Origin of the sequence: Burkholderia sp. B10, from assembly GCF_004368385.1 — a bacterium.
Taxonomy (GTDB): Bacteria; Pseudomonadota; Gammaproteobacteria; order Burkholderiales; family Burkholderiaceae; genus Burkholderia; species Burkholderia vietnamiensis.
Genome location: NZ_PQMX01000010.1, coordinates 25,648 through 42,470, shown reverse-complemented (window position 1 = coordinate 42,470; position 16,823 = coordinate 25,648). Strand labels below are relative to the sequence as shown.

At 64.0% G+C, this 16,823-nt stretch carries 16 protein-coding genes and 1 tRNA gene; 13 read left to right on the top strand and 4 right to left on the bottom strand.

What is annotated here, in order from left to right; translation table 11 throughout:
• Positions 1-367: 367 nt before the first annotated feature.
• The 9 genes from C3Y15_RS07660 to C3Y15_RS07615 all read left to right on the top strand — a co-directional run bounded on the left by C3Y15_RS07660 (position 368) and on the right by C3Y15_RS07615 (position 8,208).
• Positions 368-2,191 (top strand): ATP-binding protein, encoded by a 1,824-nt coding sequence (locus C3Y15_RS07660; protein WP_076891693.1) that lies wholly within the window; start codon positions 368-370, stop codon positions 2,189-2,191.
• A gap of 557 nt (positions 2,192-2,748) precedes the next feature.
• Positions 2,749-3,024, top strand: a complete 276-nt coding sequence (locus C3Y15_RS07655) for an AlpA family phage regulatory protein (RefSeq protein ID WP_243860197.1) — start codon at positions 2,749-2,751, stop codon at positions 3,022-3,024.
• Positions 3,021-3,545, top strand: a complete 525-nt coding sequence (locus C3Y15_RS07650; protein WP_085509506.1) for a hypothetical protein — start codon at positions 3,021-3,023, stop codon at positions 3,543-3,545. The genes C3Y15_RS07655 and C3Y15_RS07650 overlap by 4 nt, the downstream gene beginning before the upstream one ends.
• A 330-nt stretch (positions 3,546-3,875) precedes the next feature.
• Complete coding sequence (locus C3Y15_RS07640) at positions 3,876-4,052, top strand: hypothetical protein (RefSeq protein ID WP_122836041.1); 177 nt, start codon at positions 3,876-3,878, stop codon at positions 4,050-4,052.
• Positions 4,045-4,347: a hypothetical protein gene (locus C3Y15_RS07635; protein WP_124259767.1), complete on the top strand. Its 303-nt coding sequence runs from the start codon at positions 4,045-4,047 to the stop codon at positions 4,345-4,347. The genes C3Y15_RS07640 and C3Y15_RS07635 overlap by 8 nt, the downstream gene beginning before the upstream one ends.
• Complete coding sequence (locus C3Y15_RS07630; protein WP_006758151.1) at positions 4,340-4,552, top strand: hypothetical protein; 213 nt, start codon at positions 4,340-4,342, stop codon at positions 4,550-4,552. The genes C3Y15_RS07635 and C3Y15_RS07630 overlap by 8 nt, the downstream gene beginning before the upstream one ends.
• A complete protein-coding gene (locus C3Y15_RS07625) occupies positions 4,545-4,892 on the top strand; it encodes a hypothetical protein (protein WP_119637671.1) in 348 nt (115 codons plus the stop codon). Before C3Y15_RS07630 ends, C3Y15_RS07625 begins: the two co-directional genes overlap by 8 nt.
• 9 nt (positions 4,893-4,901) lie before the next feature.
• A complete protein-coding gene (locus C3Y15_RS07620; protein WP_085504166.1) occupies positions 4,902-5,228 on the top strand; it encodes a hypothetical protein in 327 nt (108 codons plus the stop codon).
• Between the two features lie 127 nt (positions 5,229-5,355).
• Positions 5,356-8,208, top strand: a complete 2,853-nt coding sequence (locus C3Y15_RS07615) for a DUF927 domain-containing protein (RefSeq protein ID WP_166677045.1) — start codon at positions 5,356-5,358, stop codon at positions 8,206-8,208.
• Between the two features lie 620 nt (positions 8,209-8,828).
• On the opposite strand, the gene C3Y15_RS07610 is transcribed toward C3Y15_RS07615, so the two are convergent.
• From C3Y15_RS07610 to C3Y15_RS07595, 4 genes are all read right to left on the bottom strand, one after another.
• Positions 8,829-10,043 (bottom strand): integrase arm-type DNA-binding domain-containing protein, encoded by a 1,215-nt coding sequence (locus C3Y15_RS07610; protein WP_124259763.1) that lies wholly within the window; start codon positions 10,041-10,043, stop codon positions 8,829-8,831.
• Positions 10,044-10,215: 172 nt separating this feature from the next.
• Positions 10,216-10,300 (bottom strand) — tRNA-Leu (locus tag C3Y15_RS07605).
• 97 nt (positions 10,301-10,397) lie between these two features.
• Complete coding sequence (locus C3Y15_RS07600) at positions 10,398-11,555, bottom strand: ABC transporter substrate-binding protein (RefSeq protein ID WP_059460514.1); 1,158 nt, start codon at positions 11,553-11,555, stop codon at positions 10,398-10,400.
• A 77-nt stretch (positions 11,556-11,632) separates the two neighbouring features.
• Positions 11,633-12,574 (bottom strand): CysB family HTH-type transcriptional regulator, encoded by a 942-nt coding sequence (locus C3Y15_RS07595; protein WP_011885746.1) that lies wholly within the window; start codon positions 12,572-12,574, stop codon positions 11,633-11,635.
• A 216-nt stretch (positions 12,575-12,790) separates the two neighbouring features.
• Between C3Y15_RS07595 and C3Y15_RS07590 the strand changes: the two genes are divergently transcribed.
• The 4 genes from C3Y15_RS07590 to cysD all read left to right on the top strand — a co-directional run bounded on the left by C3Y15_RS07590 (position 12,791) and on the right by cysD (position 16,819).
• A complete protein-coding gene (locus C3Y15_RS07590) occupies positions 12,791-14,470 on the top strand; it encodes a nitrite/sulfite reductase (RefSeq protein WP_124259764.1) in 1,680 nt (559 codons plus the stop codon).
• 25 nt (positions 14,471-14,495) lie between these two features.
• Positions 14,496-15,038 (top strand): DUF934 domain-containing protein, encoded by a 543-nt coding sequence (locus C3Y15_RS07585; protein ID WP_011885744.1) that lies wholly within the window; start codon positions 14,496-14,498, stop codon positions 15,036-15,038.
• Complete coding sequence (locus tag C3Y15_RS07580; protein WP_014723478.1) at positions 15,035-15,781, top strand: phosphoadenylyl-sulfate reductase; 747 nt, start codon at positions 15,035-15,037, stop codon at positions 15,779-15,781. Before C3Y15_RS07585 ends, C3Y15_RS07580 begins: the two co-directional genes overlap by 4 nt.
• A gap of 75 nt (positions 15,782-15,856) precedes the next feature.
• On the top strand, positions 15,857-16,819 hold the full coding sequence (gene cysD / locus C3Y15_RS07575) for a sulfate adenylyltransferase subunit CysD (protein WP_034192618.1): 963 nt from the start codon (positions 15,857-15,859) through the stop codon (positions 16,817-16,819).
• Positions 16,820-16,823 lie beyond the last annotated feature (4 nt).

Here is a 16,823-nt window from a genome sequence, read left to right as displayed (position 1 = left end):
GTCTTGGTGCGCCCACTCCGCGATCGCCATGTAGTGTTTGAATGATCCTGTTCGGGCGGCGTTATGAGCTGCATTGTAATTCCCCCCACCTCTGCGTGACCGCAACTCCAGCCGTTCCATGCGTTATCTGATAACCCGTTGTCGAAGTGGTTATCCACGGCTGTGGAATATACGGCATTGAATATGGATGCTCGTTACGCGCCGCTCTCGGATCCCACGTGACCACTCCTCGAACTGGGCCGCGAAGGCGTGTTTTTTGCCGGCAACCGTCGGCCAAGACTCTGTTCGCTGCGCTCAGAGGTCCGCCGTCCACCTCAGAGTAATATTTGACGGCTCGAACTGTCGGGCTACAAATAAGGAGGGCGAGATGAGACTGGAATCTGTTTCGATAAAAAACTTCCGTTGCTACCGTGAAGAGACCACGGTATCTATGGCGGACCTGACGACTTTTGTTGGGAAAAATGACATAGGAAAGTCCTCGGTCCTCGAGGCGCTGGAGATCTTCTTCAACAACGAAACTGTCAAGATAGAACAGGGTGACGCGAACATCTACAGCGGCGCCCCCCTGGTTTCTATCACCTGCGAATTTTCTGATTTGCCATCCCAGTTGAGCCTCGACGCAGGGGCAGAGACGACTCTAGCAGCAGAATACCTTCTCTCTGCCAGGGGCACCCTGAAGATCCAAAAGGTATTCGATTGCAGCAAGAAGACGCCGTCCGCCGAAGTGTATATCCTTGCGAATCACCCGACGGCAACCGGGGTTGCAGACCTTCTTGATCTGAAGGAAAAGGATCTTCAAAAGCTTGTAAAAGACCAGAAGCTCGATGCCGCGCTTAAAGGGAATCCAGGTATGCGGCGGGCCTTGTGGGCGGCGGCGAAAGACCTCGAACTGCAGGAAGTGGCTCTTCCTGTCACCAAGCCGAAGGAGGATAGCAAGCGGATCTGGGATCAGCTCGAAAACTACTTGCCGATGTATGCGCTGTTTCAGAGCGATCGGAGCAGCCGCGATTCTGACGGGGAGGTACAAAATCCAATGAGGGCAGCAGTGGCAGCCGCCATCGCCGAAGTGCAGGACGACATCAACCGGATTCAGGAAAAGGTTCGCGAGAAAGCCGAGTTAATTGCGAAGATCACTCACGAAGCTTTGAAGACGATCGACCCCAACCTTGCCAAGGAGCTGACGCCGCAATTCATGCCACCGACTGCAGCCAAGTGGACCGGGTTGTTTTCGGTCGGCATGGACACCGACGACGGTATTCCGCTAAACAAGCGCGGCAGCGGCGTCCGTCGCCTTGTCTTGGTTGCCTTTTTCAAGGCGGAAGCGGAGCGCAGGTTGAAGGCCGGCACCAGCAGGAGCATCATTTACGCGATCGAGGAGCCCGAGACGGCGCAGCACCCGAACAACCAACGCATCCTTATAGAGTCATTCAAGACGTTGGCTTTGGAGCCCGGATGTCAGGTTTTGCTCACGACGCACAGCCCCGGCTTCGCGTCGGATCTGCCTACCGCCAGTATCAGGTTTGTAACGCGAGACGCGGCTCTTCAACCCGTGATCCTGGAGGGCGCAGACGTATTCGGGCAGGTGGCTGAAACGCTCGGTGTCGTGCCGGATAGTCGTGTCAAAGTCCTACTTTGCGTCGAAGGACCGACAGACGTGGCCGCCTTTAAATCTCTCAGTCGGGCGTTACATTCGACCGACCCAACCCTGCCGAACCTAGCTTCGGATGACCGAGTTGCCTTCGTATTGCTCGGTGGCTCAACGCTCAAGCATTGGGTCACACAACATTATCTCCGGTCGCTCAATCGTCCCGAGGTCCATATCTACGACAGCGACGTGGCCAAGTATGCGGAATCTGTCGCTGAGGTAAACCTGCGCACGGATGGCTCCTGGGCCGTGCAAACGAACAAGCACGAGATCGAATGCTATCTGCATGCGGACGCGATCAAGGATGCTTTTGGCGTCGAGATTGTCGTCGTCGATCAGCCCGGCGCCGACGGGAAGTCTGTCCCGAAGATTTTCGCTGAAGCCTTCTCTGCGAAGCAACAGTACGATGGGGTTATGGGCGATGAAAAAGCAAAGCTACGCCTCGCGGATAAGGCATTTCCCATGATGACTGCGGAGCGGCTGGCCGAAAGGGATCCCGCACGAGAGGTTGAGGGGTGGTTCCGCAGACTTGGGGCGATGCTGTAAGCGCCGGATACGCGGGCCGCGCGCTTGCGGCCCGTGCGACAGGAGTGACATAGCTGCCGGCCACGAATGGCACTTTTTGAAGCTATGTGATCACTCCCGTATATGTCGAGCTAAATGATCGCAATCAGGACTAAAGCGAATACGTGGTCCACAATCACGACAGACCGCTTGTAGTCGAACAGTGACACCACGTATTACGGTCTTAGATAATCCGAGACAAATCTTTTGTGGGGGCAGACCTTTCGATATAATTGCGGTACTTGTTAGCACCTAATCGAACACGGTTCTAGGAATCTGTGGGCGATGCAATGAAAAAGGCGGGGAATGCTCAATCGTTGAGCATATTTCGTCGCGCTGACGAGAGGGTGCCGGGGGTGTGCTACCAACACATCCCGCCGGCGATTTTTGGCTTGGCTGCCTGTTCCATAATTGGAGGAACCACAAGAGCCACCGCGCCTAGGAAACGCATAGCTCTTGTTAGGACGAATGATACCGCGCGCGGCGCGCCGTGCAAAGTAACTTTGCAAAGTTACTTTGCGCGTCTCCCCCGAACTTCATTGTGCCCGTACTTTGATAGTACGGCGTGGTTTATTGCCGCCGCTTTCCTCCTTCTTGCGGAACAGGCCATTTCTGAACAGAAAATGGCTCTTAAGATTCTTCGACTTATTGGTGTGCTGGATTGCGTCGGCGTCAAGAAAACGACGCTGTATCGCTGGATTCGTGAAGGCAAGTTTCCAGCGCCGGTCCAGTTAGGGGCCAGGAGCGTCGGCTGGCGCGCGCAAGACGTCCAGAACTGGGTCGAATCCCGCCAATCGACGCGGGAGCAAGCATGAGCGCGCCCTCCCTTATGATCGATCGCGGCGGCCCGTATGGTCGCGCGATGGGCGCGGCCGTCACGGCGCGCGACGCCGCGTTCGTGCGTTGCCGCGACGCCCGCCTCCGCAAGCTCGCAGGAATCCTCGATGACATCGAGGGTTGCTTCTGGAATCGTGGCGATGACGCCGGGAAGCTCGTAGCGATCGCCGTCACGCTCGCCTCGACGCTCGCGCTCGAAGCCCCGCATCTGACGACAAAGCAACTTGGCACCGCGTGCGAGAAGTTCGTCCAGGCGATCGCCGCTGCTGAACAGGATTCGGCGAACTATCGTCGTCGGCAGTATCGACAGCTGCGGAAAGCCTATCGTGCGCTTTACAACGACATCGATGCGCAGTGCACGGACGGGACGCGCCGCTTGCAAGTTAGTGCCCTGCTGCGGGGTGTCGCGCTCGGCCAATCACTGGCGCAGGGCAGCTCGCGACTGGATATCGAACAGCTCAAGCTGGCGACCGCCGTGCTCAAGGGGGAGGCCGCCTGATGCTCGCCCAAAGTCGCTTTGCACTAGGCAATATACGGCGTGGGCCTCGCGATTTGCGTCGTCCAGCATCGCGCGGTATCCTGTGCGCGTCGCTGAGACAACAGCGACCGGGATTTGCAGCCCGACAGTTCCAAGGCGGACGACCGCCGCAGTGCGGTTTTTTTACGTCCGTGTGCCTTCGCGCGCCTCTACGATCAATGGGTGGGCGACGGTGGGGAGGCTTCGGCCTGCCGGTTCCCTTGGACGCCGGTCTGCAAACCCTGCCGTCTGCCCGCCCACCCCAATTTGCAGTGGGGAGCGGGTTCAACCCGTCCAAGGAGGTCGCATTCAATGCGCCAGTCCACGCACGCCCGTACCGGGCAGCAATCCCACCTCATTCAATCCATCGTCCGCGCAGCACTGCGCGACGCAGCAACCGCCAGCACGTATCAAGACGCGCTCGATGCAACCGGCGCAGCATTGGCGGCCATCGCCGCGCTCGTCCGTACGGAGGTGCGTCATGGCTGACCTGCGCTGCAAGATTGGCGATCTGGCGATCGTCACGAAGTGCGATGCTCGCTCGCGTATCGGCATGCTGGTCGAGGTGGCATCGGCTCGACCGACGCCCGATCACGATTGGCGCGTGCGGATCTTGGGCGGCCCCGTCTCGGGGCGTAGCGTCTGCGGTCGCCGGTCTGGCGACTTCATGCACGCGGCCGTCTACGACTGGAACCTCACGCCGATTCGCGGCGAAGCGGAGCTGGATTGCACGATCGATGTCGGGCAACTCCTCGCGTCGATTCTGGAGGTGCGCCATGTCTAAATACCGCCTGCCGAACGAAGTCACGATGATCGCCGTGTGTGCGGCCCATCAGTTCGCCCAGCTCGAAGCCTTGTTCGATGCTGTCCGTTCGCATCTTGCGGAGGGCACCTACGAGCGCGCGCTCGTCGACATGGGGCAAAGCGTCGCGAGCCGGTATTCGGCCGAAATGCGCCGTACCGCGCAGCCGGAGGTGTGCCATGACTGACCGGCGCATCCGAACCGCGGTTGTCGACGGATTCGACAACGCACCGCCACTCGATACCGGCGCTCCGATCGAGCTGCAATTCGCCGTCGACCTGGGCGCGATCTGCGCCGACGCATGGCTCGACCTGAAAGGCGACGTGCGGCTGCATGACTACGCGGCGCATCAAGCCGCCGCGTTCGCGCGCGGCATGGAAGCCGCCATGCAGGACGCAGGCGACGTCGACGCGCACCGCGTGACGATCAGCCGGCAAGCGTTTGCGGCCGGCCTGATGGGGCGCGTGCAACAGCACCTGTTCGCGGCGCTCGGGCTCGTCACGCGCGAACCGCGCACGACGCACTGAGGGGCGGCCATGGCAAAGACGAACAAGAAAACCATGCAACCGCTCGCGTCGCACTTCGTGGCCGAGGTCAATCGGCCGGACGGCAACCGCATCGGCACGCGCATCAGCGACGCCATGGAGCTGCTGGACAGCCTGCATTGGGCGGCCGACAAAGCCATGTCCGACGACGACTACTGGCTTGTGCTGAGCCTGTTCCGCGCGTCCCTGCCGTCGATCGGCGCGGCGCTGGAGGCGGCCAACGATGCCCTTGGCGAGTCGCGGCTCGGCCGCTACGTCTACAGCAACGACGTCACGGCCGGCGGGGCGGTTCTGTCGGTGCCTCGCGCGGCCGGCTGACGCTGCGCCGCTAGGCATCGTCGAATCATTCAATTCTTCGCGCGTCGGGTGGCTGCTTGCCCGATATGGACTACTAATCGGAAGCCGACCGACGCGCGTCCAGTGGGAACCTATGAGTAACGCACCCATGTCCGAATTCGAGCGGGCGAGAGTCGCGCTCGGCTATGTTCCGCCCGACGACCGCGACACGTGGAGTCAGGTGGGGATGGCGCTCAAGGCCGAGTTCGGCGAGGAGGGCTTCGCCCTCTGGAACGAATGGAGCCAAGGCGCGCAGAACTACAACGGCAAGGACGCGCGCGATGTGTGGAAGTCGTTCAAGGGCGGCAAGATCACCATCAACACGCTGTTTCACCTTGCCAAACAAGGTGGCTTCGATCCGCGTGCGCATCGAGCGAAGCCGGTCGATCCTGCGGAGCGCGAGCGGCAGAAAGCCGATCGCGCGGCCCGCGAAGCGGCCGAGCTGGCCGAACTGACCGAGAAACAGCAAGCCGCGTCGGCACTCGCTGAATCGATCTGGTCGGCGGCCGAACCTGCGTCGGCCGATCATCCGTACCTCGTTCGCAAGCGCATCCCCGCCGACGCGCTGCGCGTCTATCGCGGCGGCTTGTGCATCGGCACGGCCGCATGCGACGGCGCCCTCGTCATCCCGGCGCGTGACGCGGACGGCAAGCTGTGGACGCTGGAGTTCGTCCTCACGGACGGCCAGAAACGCTATCTGCCGAACGGCCGCAAGGCGGGCTGCTTCTCGCTGATCGGCGGTCCAGTATCGTCCACGCTGCTGATTGGCGAGGGTTACGCCACGTGCGCGACGCTCGCGGCCGCGACGGGCTATCCGGCCGCTGTCGCGTTCGACGCCGGCAACCTGCACGCGGTCGCGACGACCCTGCGCGGCCAGTATCCGGACACCCGCATCGTCGTGTGCGCCGACGACGATCACACGACGAAGGGCAATCCGGGCGTGACGAAGGCCCGTGCGGCGTCCGAGGCCGTCGCCGGCATCGTCGCCGTGCCCGACTTCGGCTCGAACCGTCCTCCGGCCGGCACCGACTTCAACGACCTGGCTGCACACCTCGGCCCGGATGCGGTGGCCGCCGCCGTGCGTGCTGCGCTCGCACCGGCCGGCTCGGCGGATGCCGACAAGGGCAAGGCTGCTCCAGCCGTCGCGAAGCCCGCCAAGCGCCCGAAAACGGCCCGCGCGCAGGACGGCAAGTCGCGGTTCGTCGTCGACGACAAGGGCGTGTGGTTTCACGGCTTCAACAATCAGGGCGATCCGCTCCCGCCGCACTGGGTCAGCACGCGTATCGACGTGATTGCGGAGACGCGAAACGAGATGAACAGCGAGTGGGGCTACCTGCTCGAATTCACGGATCGCGACGGCATCCTGAAACGGTGGGCGGTGCCGGCCGGCCTCTTTGCCGGCGACGGCACGGAGCTGCGCCGCATGCTGCTCGATATGGGCGTGAAGCTTGGCGTGACGCAGATCGCCCGCACGCAGATCGCGAACTATGTGCAGATGGCGCAGCCGGACGAGCGCGTGCGCTGCGTGCCGCGCGTCGGCTGGCATCACGGCGCGTTCGTGCTGCCCGATCGCGTCATCGGCACCGGCAAAGAGGCGTTGATCTATCAGGCCGATACGCCGATCCAGAGCCAGTTCAAAGAGCGCGGCACGCTGGACGACTGGCAACGGGAGGTTGCAGCCTACTGCGTCGGCAATAGCCGGCTGCTGTTCTGCGTCGCAACCGCCTTCGCTGGTCCGTTGCTGCACTTCTCCGGGCTTCAGTCGGGCGGCTTTCACCTGCTCGGCACGACGTCGAAAGGCAAGTCGACGGGCGGCGTCATCGCCGCATCCGTGTTTGGCTCGCCGGACTACGTGCGGAGCTGGAAGGCGACCGATAACGCGCTCGAAGCCGTGGCCACGCAGCATAGCGACGCGCTGCTGATCCTCGATGAAATCGGGCAGGTCGAGCCGCGCTTGGTCGGCGATGTGATTTACATGCTCGCGAACGAGTCGGGCAAGGCTCGCGCGTCGCGTAGCGGCTCGGCAAAGCCCGTGCTCACATGGCGGCTGCTGTTCCTGTCGAACGGCGAAAAGAGCGTGTCCGCCCTGATGGCCGAGGGCAACAAGCCTATGAAAGGCGGTATCGAGGTGCGCTTGCCCGCGATCCCGGCCGAGGTGGGCGAAATGGGCGTGGTGGAGAAGCTGCACGGCTTCCCGACGCCGGCCGCGCTGATCGAGCATCTAGAGCGGCACGCGGGCATGCACTACGGCACGGCCGGCCCCGCGTTCATCGAGTGGGCGTCGTCGCAGGCCGGCGAGCTGGCCGAGCATCTGCGCATGCGCGTCGACGAGCTGGTCCGGCAATGGGTGCCGGACGGCTCGCATTCGCAGGTTGCACGCGTGGCTAAGCGGTTCTGCCTCGTTGCGGTGGCCGGCGAGCTGGCAACGGCGCACGGGCTGACCGGCTGGCCGCGTGGCGAAGCGGTCGAGGCCGCGCGTCGCTGCTTCGAAGGCTGGCTCGAACTGCGCGGCGGCACGGGCAATTCGGACGAGGCCGAAGCCGTGCGGCAGGTACAGCATTTCCTCGCCGCACACGGAGACAACCGTTTCGTGTGGATGAACCGGGCGCAGGATGACCATCGGCCGAACGTGCCGCATCGAGCGGGCTTCAAGCAGCACGTGAAGCGCGACGAGCGCCGCACGCCCATCGCCTCCGATCGCGAGTATTACGCCGAGTTCGGCGGCAAGATGAGCGCCGACGATGCGGAAAGCGTCGAGACGGAATACCTGATCGAAGCGGCCGTATTCCGCAAAGACGTGTGCGCCGGCTTCGATCACAAGATCGTCGCCAAGGCACTGATGAAGCGGGGCGTGCTGATGCCGCGTAGCGACGGCTATCCGTACCGGCAGGAATACATCCCCGGTCACGGCAAGTTCATGGTTTATCGCGTGCTGCCGTCGATCTTCACGCTTGAGCTGTGAAAGACGCCGCCGCCGTCCGGGAGGGCGGTGGCGGGCATTCCTTTGCGCGGCATTTTGGCCCGCGCGTCAAAGTTACTTTGAGCGATCCGCTCCAGACGGAACCGGGCCGGCGGCTGCCGCGAATCTTGCCGCCTCCGTAACAATCCAGCCCGGTTTATCTCCAGTATCTCCAGCGTTCTCCAAATCGTTTGGAGACACGCGAAGCCTTACCCCATAAGGCTTTGTGGCCGATTCAGGCGTTTATCTCCAAATCTCCAACTCGATTTGCGCTGAGCGGAGAGACGTCGACCTACGCCATCGAACTCGAAGCCAAGCGGAGCGCGGCTCTCCGGGATTTGACGGGCGTCGGATGCGTGTTTTGGAGGGGGGTGCCCGCGATGCGCCTCGATCGGGCATTGTTGCGCCGGCCGCAAGTGTCGGGGCGGGCGGAAAGCGGGGGACCCTGCGTCTAGGGCAAAGACGCGGGGGCTCACACCCGCGTCTTTTCTCTACTGACGGCGGAAACAAGGGGGGCACATAATAATAAGGGGCCAAATCAACGGCTTACCCTATGCCTAGGCCGTGTCCGTTTTACTGGTGGGAGACGCACGGAAGGGGGTCATACTCGCAGCGGTACGGATCTATCTTGCCGCCGCGATCGGAATGATTTCCGCACCGGCTTTGAGCTTGTCGAGGTAGTCCGCCCACTGTTGCATCATCGAACGTCGGGCCTTGATGAATTTCGTTCGGTTGTACGCCCGCCCCAGGCTGTCAGGGACGGTATGCGCTAGTTGGTGCTCGATCACTTCCGGCTTTTCCTCCAACTCTTCATGCAGGATCGTCCGTGCCATTGCCCGGAAGCCGTGACCGGTAATCTCGGTGCGAGTGTCGTAGCCGAGCCGACGAAGGGCTGCATTGATAGCGGCCTCGCTCATCGGCCGATTTCGGTCGCGAGCACCAGGGAACACGTAGACGCCTTCGCCAGTCAGGGCGTGAAGCTCGCGCAAAATCGTGACAGCCTGCGCGGCCAGCGGAACAAGGTGATCCGTTTTCGTTTTGTTGACGAAATAGCGCCATTCGCCTTTGTCGAGGTCGAATTGCGCCCATTCTGCCTTCCGCAACTCGCCCGGCCTAACGAACAGCATGGGGGCTAGCTTGAGCGCGCAGAGAACCGGGAACGTGCCTGTGAAGCCGTCGAACGCGCGAAGCATCTCGCCCACTTTCTCCGGCTCGGTGATTGAGGCAAAGTGTGTTGTCTGCGCGGGCGGGATTGCATCAACCAGATCGCGGGCCGGATCGGCCTTGCAGTGCCCCTCTTTGATGCCGTAGCGGAATACCCGGCTAATCTCGCTGCGGATGCGATGGGCGGTAAATCTGGCTCCACGCCCGTCTACGCGCTTCAGCACGACCAGTATCTCCGGGGCGTCGATTTCAGCGATAGGGCGCTTGCCGAGCCATGGGAATACATCGTTCTCCATGCGGGCGAGCGTCTTGACATGCTGCGCTGGCTCCACGGTCGTCTTGCGCTCGGCCATCCAGCCACGGGCGACAACCTCAAACGAATGGGCGGCCGCGAGCAGGCTGGCTCTTTTTTCCGCCTTCTTTGCTTCACCCGGATCGATGCCGGCAGCGAGCTTTTCACGGGCTTCGTCGCGCTTCTTCCGTGCGGTCGCCAATGTAACTTCCGGGTAGACGCCGAGCGAGTAGCGCTTTTCCTTGCCCCCAAATCGGTACTTGAGGCGCCACCACTTGCCCCCGCTCGGGGCGATTTCCAGATAGAGGCCGCCTCCGTCGAACAGGCGCACGGGCTTGTCGGCAGGCTTGGCGTTCCGGATGGCTGTATCGGTTAATGGCACGGGGGCAACTCCTGACAGGTAAGGCAATTTCGGATGGGTTGCCCCCAATGTTGCCCCCGCTTGCCCCCGGCTGTCTACGCACCACACGGCACTTTGCCGGAATGAAAAAACCCGCGAAGCCTTGTGCTGTCGCGGGTTTTGGGACTTCCGGGAATTTCCCGGAACTATGTCATGGTGCCCAGGGCCGGAATCGAACCGGCACGCCTTGCGGCGGGGGATTTTGAGTCCCCTGCGTCTACCAATTTCACCACCTGGGCTTGTGATCGTTGCCGCACCAGCGATGCTGCGCGGCGAAACGCGGATTATGGCGGAAAATGGGGCGTCGGGCAAGCCATCGGCGCGCCGCGCCGCCCGTTACCGGCTCAGGTAGACGAACCGGCCCTGTTTCACGATCCCCATCACGCTCGCGCGCTGATCGAGTCCGACGTGGTCCTTGTCGCTCGTGTTGACGACGCCGTTCGGCACGACCAGCTCGTGCGCCCGTTCGAGTTCGCGCCGCAGCGCCGTCCGGAACGCCGGCGTGCCCGGCTGCGCCGCCTTCAGCGCGCGGCCGACCGCGTCCGCGAGGCGCGGATACACGCCGGCCGCGTCGCCCGCGAACTGCGTGACCGTGCCCGCGCCGTAGCGCGCTTCATATGCATCGACGAACGCCAGCGCCGCCTTGCGCGCCGGGTCGTCGGCCGGCAACGTGCGGGCGACGACGACCGGCTGCGTCGGGAACAGCGTGCCTTCCACGTCCTTGCCGCCGAGCCGGATGAATTCCGGCGTCGCGATTCCGTGCGTCTGGTAGATCGCGCCCTTGTAGCCGCGCTCGATCAGCGTGCGCTGCGGCAGCACGGCCGGCGTGCCCGAGCCCGCGATCAGGACGGCATCGGGCTTCGCCGCGATCAGCTTCAGCGCCTGCCCGGTCACGCTCGCGTCGGTCCGGTTGAAGCGCTCGGTCGCGATCACGCGGATCTTGCGGATCTCGGCGAAGCGCGTGAACTCGTTCAGCCAGCTGTCGCCATAGCTGTCCGCGAAGCCGATGAAGCCGACCGTCTTCACGCCGTGATTGGCCATGTAGCGCGTCATCACGTCGGCCATCGCGCTGTCGCTCTGCGCCATCTTGAACGCCCAGGTGCGCGCGCCTTCCTGCGGCTCGACGATCGCGCCCGAGCCGACCAGCGTGATCATCGGCGTTTGCGACGCGGCCACCGCGTCCAGCGCCGCAAGCGCGGCCGGTGTGATGTTCGGCCCGACCACGACGTCGACGTGATCCTCGTCGACCAGCTTGCGGATATTGCGCACGGCCGCGCCCGGATCGGACGCATCGTCGAGCACCGTCAGCTGCACCGCCTGGCCGGCGATCGTCTTCGGCCACATCAGGATCGCGTTCTTGCTGGTGATGCCGATCGCGGCGGCCGGGCCGGTCGACGACAGGTCGACGCCGACCTTCAGGTCGGCATGCGCGGCCGCGCAGCCGAGCAACAGGGCGCCGGCAGCGGCGCGGCGCAACAGGGCGGGAAGCGTCATGCGGAAGTCTCCATCTGCATCGGGCAACCAAAAGGGGCGCGATATCGAACCGCGCCCCCGCGTTCATACCGCGTGCGTCAAAGCTCGTACGATTCGGCTTCGCCCTTGAGCGCCTGCTCGATCAGCTTGCGGTTCAGCGTCGGCGACAGCAGCTCGACGAGCGTATACACATAGCTGCGCAGGTACGCGCCCTGCTTGAGCGCGACGCGCGTCACGTTGCTGCCGAACAGATGGCCGACCGGAATCAGCCGCAGGTTGCGGTCGCGCTCCGGATTGAACGCGATGTCGGCCATGATCCCGACGCCCAGCCCGAGCTCGACGTAGGTCTTGATCACGTCGGCGTCGATCGCCTCGAGCACGATGTCCGGCGATAGCCCGCGCAGCGCGAACGCATGGTTGATCTTCTTGCGGCCGGCGAACGCGTCGTCGTAGGTGATCAGCGGATACTGCGCGAGATCGTCGAGCGTGATCGGCTTGCGCTCGAGCAGCGGATGGTCGGCCGGCACCACGGCCGCGTGATGCCACTGGAAGCACGGCAGCGACACGAGCTCCTTGTAGTCAGAGATCGCCTCGGTCGCGATCGCGAGGTCGGCCTGGTCGTGGATGACCATCTCGGCGACCTGCGTCGGGCTGCCCTGCAGGATCGACAGATGCACCTTCGGGAAGCGCTTCTTGAATTCGGCGATCGCGGCCGGCAGCGAATAGCGCGCCTGCGTGTGCGTGGCGGCGATGGTCAGGTTGCCCTGGTCCTGCGCGGCGTAGTCCTTTCCGACCCTTTTGAGGCTCTCGACTTCCTGCAGGATCCGCTCGACCGACGCGAGTATGATTCTGCCCGGCTCGGTGAGCGAGCGAACCCGCTTGCCGTGGCGGGTGAAGATCTCGACGCCGAGCTCGTCCTCCAGCTCGATGATCGCCTTCGACACCCCCGGCTGCGACGTATAGAGCGCCTTGGCGGCCTCGGTGAGGTTGAAATTCTGCCGGACGGCCTCGCGCACGAAGCGAAATTGGTGCAGGTTCATTTATAACCCTTCCGCATATCAACAGAATTTTTTAGTCGTTTGAAATATAAGGCGAGTTTATTACGATTCACCGGAGTTTTTCAAATATGGATATCTGTTTTCGTCATTAGCAATCCAGCCGGGCAGCGGAAGGCCGGCCGGAGCGGCGAAACAGAGATTCGGGCGCGACGTGGCTAGGACGTCGCGCGGTCACCACGAACACCCTGGGGTCCCCGAATGTATCAGTACGACCAGTACGACCAGACGATCGTCGACGAGCGTGTCGCACAGTACCGCGATCAGGTGCGCCGCCGCCTGTCGGGCGAGTTGAGCGAAGACGAGTTCCGTCCGCTGCGCCTGCAGAACGGCCTGTACATGCAGCGCCACGCGTACATGCACCGCATCGCTATTCCGTACGGCAACCTGCGCAGCAACCAGCTCCGCATGCTGGCGCGCATCGCCCGCGAGCACGACCGCGGCTACGGTCACTTCTCGACCCGCTCGAACATCCAGTTCAACTGGGTCGAGCTCGAAGACACGCCCGAGATCCTCGCGAAGCTCGCCTCGGTGCAGATGCACGCGATCCAGACGTCGGGCAACTGCATCCGCAACATCACGGCCGACCAGTTCGCCGGCGTCGCGCAGGACGAGGAGATCGATCCGCGTCCGTGGGCCGAGATCCTGCGTCAGTGGTCGACGTTCCATCCCGAATTCGCGTGGTTGCCGCGCAAGTTCAAGATCGCGGTGTCCGGCTCGCACGACGACCGCGCGGCCGTGCAGATCCACGACCTCGGCGTCTATCTGAAGAAGAACGCGCAGGGCGAGGTGGTCGCGAACATCCTCGCGGGCGGCGGCCTCGGCCGCACGCCGATCGTCGGCGCGGTGATCAAGGAAGATCTGCCGTGGCAGCATCTGCTGACGTACTGCGAAGCCGTGCTGCGCGTGTACAACCGCTACGGCCGCCGCGACAACCTGTACAAGGCGCGGATCAAGATCCTCGTGAAGGCGCTGTCACCGGCGAAGTTCGCGCAGCAGGTCGAAGAAGAGTGGCAGCACCTGAAGGACGGCCCGTCCACGCTGACGCAGGCCGAACTCGACCGCGTGTCGCAGTATTTCGCGCCGCCCGTCTACGAGAAGCTGGCCGACACCGACGCGTCGTTCGAACAGCATCTGCTCGAGAACAAGGCGTTCGCGCGCTGGGTCGAGCGCAACGTCGCGCCGCACAAGGTGGCCGGCTACGCGGCGGTCACGCTGTCGCTGAAGGATCACCGCGTCGCGCCGGGCGACGCGAGCGCCGAGCAGATGGATCAAGTGGCCGAATGGGCCGACGCGTACTCGTTCGGCGAAGTGCGCGTATCGCACGAGCAGAACCTGATTCTGGCCAACGTGAAGAAGCGCGACCTGTTCGCGCTGTGGGAAAAGGCGAAGGCGGCTGGCTTCGCGACGCCGAACATCGGGCTGCTGACCGACATCATCGCGTGCCCGGGCGGCGACTTCTGCTCGCTCGCGAACGCGAAGTCGATCCCGATCGCGCTGGCGATCCAGCAGCGTTTCGACGATCTCGACTACGTGTACGACCTCGGCGACCTGTCGCTGAACATCTCCGGTTGCATGAACTCGTGCGGTCACCATCACGTCGGCAACATCGGCATCCTCGGCGTCGACAAGGACGGCGCCGAGTGGTACCAGGTGTCGCTCGGCGGCGAGCAGGGCACGGGCCAGAACGGCGCGCGTCTCGGCCGCGTGATCGGGCCGTCGTTCTCCGCCGACGAAGTGCCCGACGTGATCGCGAAGCTGATCGACACGTTCGTCGATGCGCGCGCCGACGGCGAGCGCTTCATCGACACGTACGACCGCATCGGCATCGCGCCGTTCAAGGAGCGCGTCTATGCGGCGCGCCAGGCAGTGAACGCCTAACCCACCGGCTAGAAGGAATTTGCAGATGGCTTCGATTATCAAGAACCGCGCAGTGATCGACGACGCATGGCAGGTCGTGCGCGCGGCGGAAGACGGCGCGCTGCCCGCGGTCGACGCACTGCCGGCCGGCAAGGTGCTGGTGCCGTTCGCGTTGTGGCAAGCGGAGCGCGCGGCGCTCGTCGCGGCGAAGACGAAGGACGAACTCGGCGTATGGCTCGCGCCGGACAGCGAGCCGGCCGAGCTGGCGGCCGACTTCGGCGCGATCTCGCTGATCGCGGTCGACTTCCCGCGGTTCGCGGACGGCCGCGGCTACAGCATCGCGCGGCTGCTGCGCGAGCGCTACGGCTGGACCGGCGAGCTGCGCGCGATCGGCGACGTGCTGCGCGATCAGTTGCTGTACATGTCGCGCTGCGGCTTCGACGCGTTCGCGGTGCGTGCCGACAAGGACATCCACGACGCGCTCAACGCGTTCGGCGAATTCACGCAGCGTTACCAGGGCGCGTTCGACGAGCCGGCGCCGCTGTTCCGCCGCCGCGCGGCTGCATCCGACGCGAAGGTGAACGCATGAGCGCCGCGACCGCACTCACGCCCGAACTGGCCGCCAAGGTCGAGCGGCTCGACGCGCTGCTCGCGCAGATCGGCGCGAGCCACGACAAGGTCAAGTTCGCGAGCAGCCTCGCCGCGGAAGACATGCTGCTGACGCACGCGATCCTGTCGAAGCAGGTGCCGATCGGCATCTTCTCGCTGAACACCGGCCGCCTGCACGCGGAGACGCTCGGCATGATCGACCGCGTGCGCGAGCGCTACGGCTACGAGATCGAGCAGTTCCATCCGAACCAGGAGGCGGTCGATCAGTACGTCGCCGAGCACGGCGCGAACGCGTTCTACGACAGCGTCGAGCTGCGCAAGTCGTGCTGCCACATCCGCAAGGTGGAGCCGCTGAACCGCGCGCTGGCCGACGTCGGCGCGTGGGTCACGGGCCAGCGTCGCGAGCAGTCGGTGACGCGCGCGGAGCTGCACGAGGAAGAAAGGGACGAATCGCGCGGGATCGCGAAGTACAACCCGCTCGCCGACTGGACGGAAGCCGACGTGTGGGCGTACCTTAACGCGTTCGAAGTGCCGGTCAATCCGCTGCACGCGCGCGGTTACCCGAGCATCGGCTGCGAGCCGTGTACGCGTGCGATTCGCCCCGGCGAGGACAGCCGCGCGGGCCGTTGGTGGTGGGAGTCGCGCGACACCAAGGAATGCGGGCTGCACATCACGACGATCACGCCGATTCCCGCGAGCGCCGAAGCCGGCGCCGCGCACTGAACGCCGACCAGAACCCGAATATTGCGCGGCCCGCGACAACGGGCCGCACGAACCCAGAAGAGAAGGACCGAAATCATGAGCACGACGCTCGAGCAATCCGCCTTTGCCCCGCCCGCCGGTGCCGACAACCGCATGGGCCACCTCGACTGGCTCGAAGCCGAGTCGATCCACATCCTGCGCGAACTGGTCGCCGAATGCAGCAAGCCGGCGCTGTTGTTCTCGGGCGGCAAGGATTCGGTCGTCGTGCTGCATCTCGCGCTGAAGGCATTCGGCCTCGGCGCGAACCGCAAGACGACGCTGCCGTTCCCGCTCGTGCACATCGACACGGGCCACAACTACGAGGAAGTGATCGACTTCCGCGACCGCCGTGCGCAAGAGCTCGGCGCCGAGCTGGTGGTCGGCCACGTCGAGGATTCGATCAAGCGCGGCACCGTCGTGCTGCGCCGCGAAACCGATTCGCGCAACGCCGCGCAGGCCGTCACGCTGCTCGAGACGATTGAGCAGCACGGCTACACGGCGCTGATCGGCGGCGCGCGCCGCGACGAAGAGAAGGCGCGGGCGAAGGAGCGGATCTTCTCGTTCCGCGACGAATTCGGCCAGTGGGACCCGAAGGCGCAGCGCCCCGAGCTGTGGAGCCTGTACAACGCGCGTCTGCACAAGGGCGAACACCTGCGCGTGTTCCCGATCTCGAACTGGACCGAGCTCGACGTGTGGCAGTACATCGCCCGCGAAAACCTCGAACTGCCGTCGATCTACTACGCGCACCAGCGCGAGATCGTGCGCCGCAACGGGCTGCTCGTGCCGGTCACGCCGCTCACGCCGATGCGTGACGGCGAGACGAGCGAGCTCGCGCAGGTGCGCTTCCGCACGGTCGGCGACATCAGCTGCACGTGCCCGGTCGAGAGCGATGCGGACGACGTCGAGAAGATCATCGCCGAGACGGCCGTGACCGAGATCACCGAACGCGGCGCGACGCGGATGGACGATCAGGCGTCGGAAGCTGCGATGGAGCAGCGCAAGAAGCAAGGCTATTTCTGAAGCA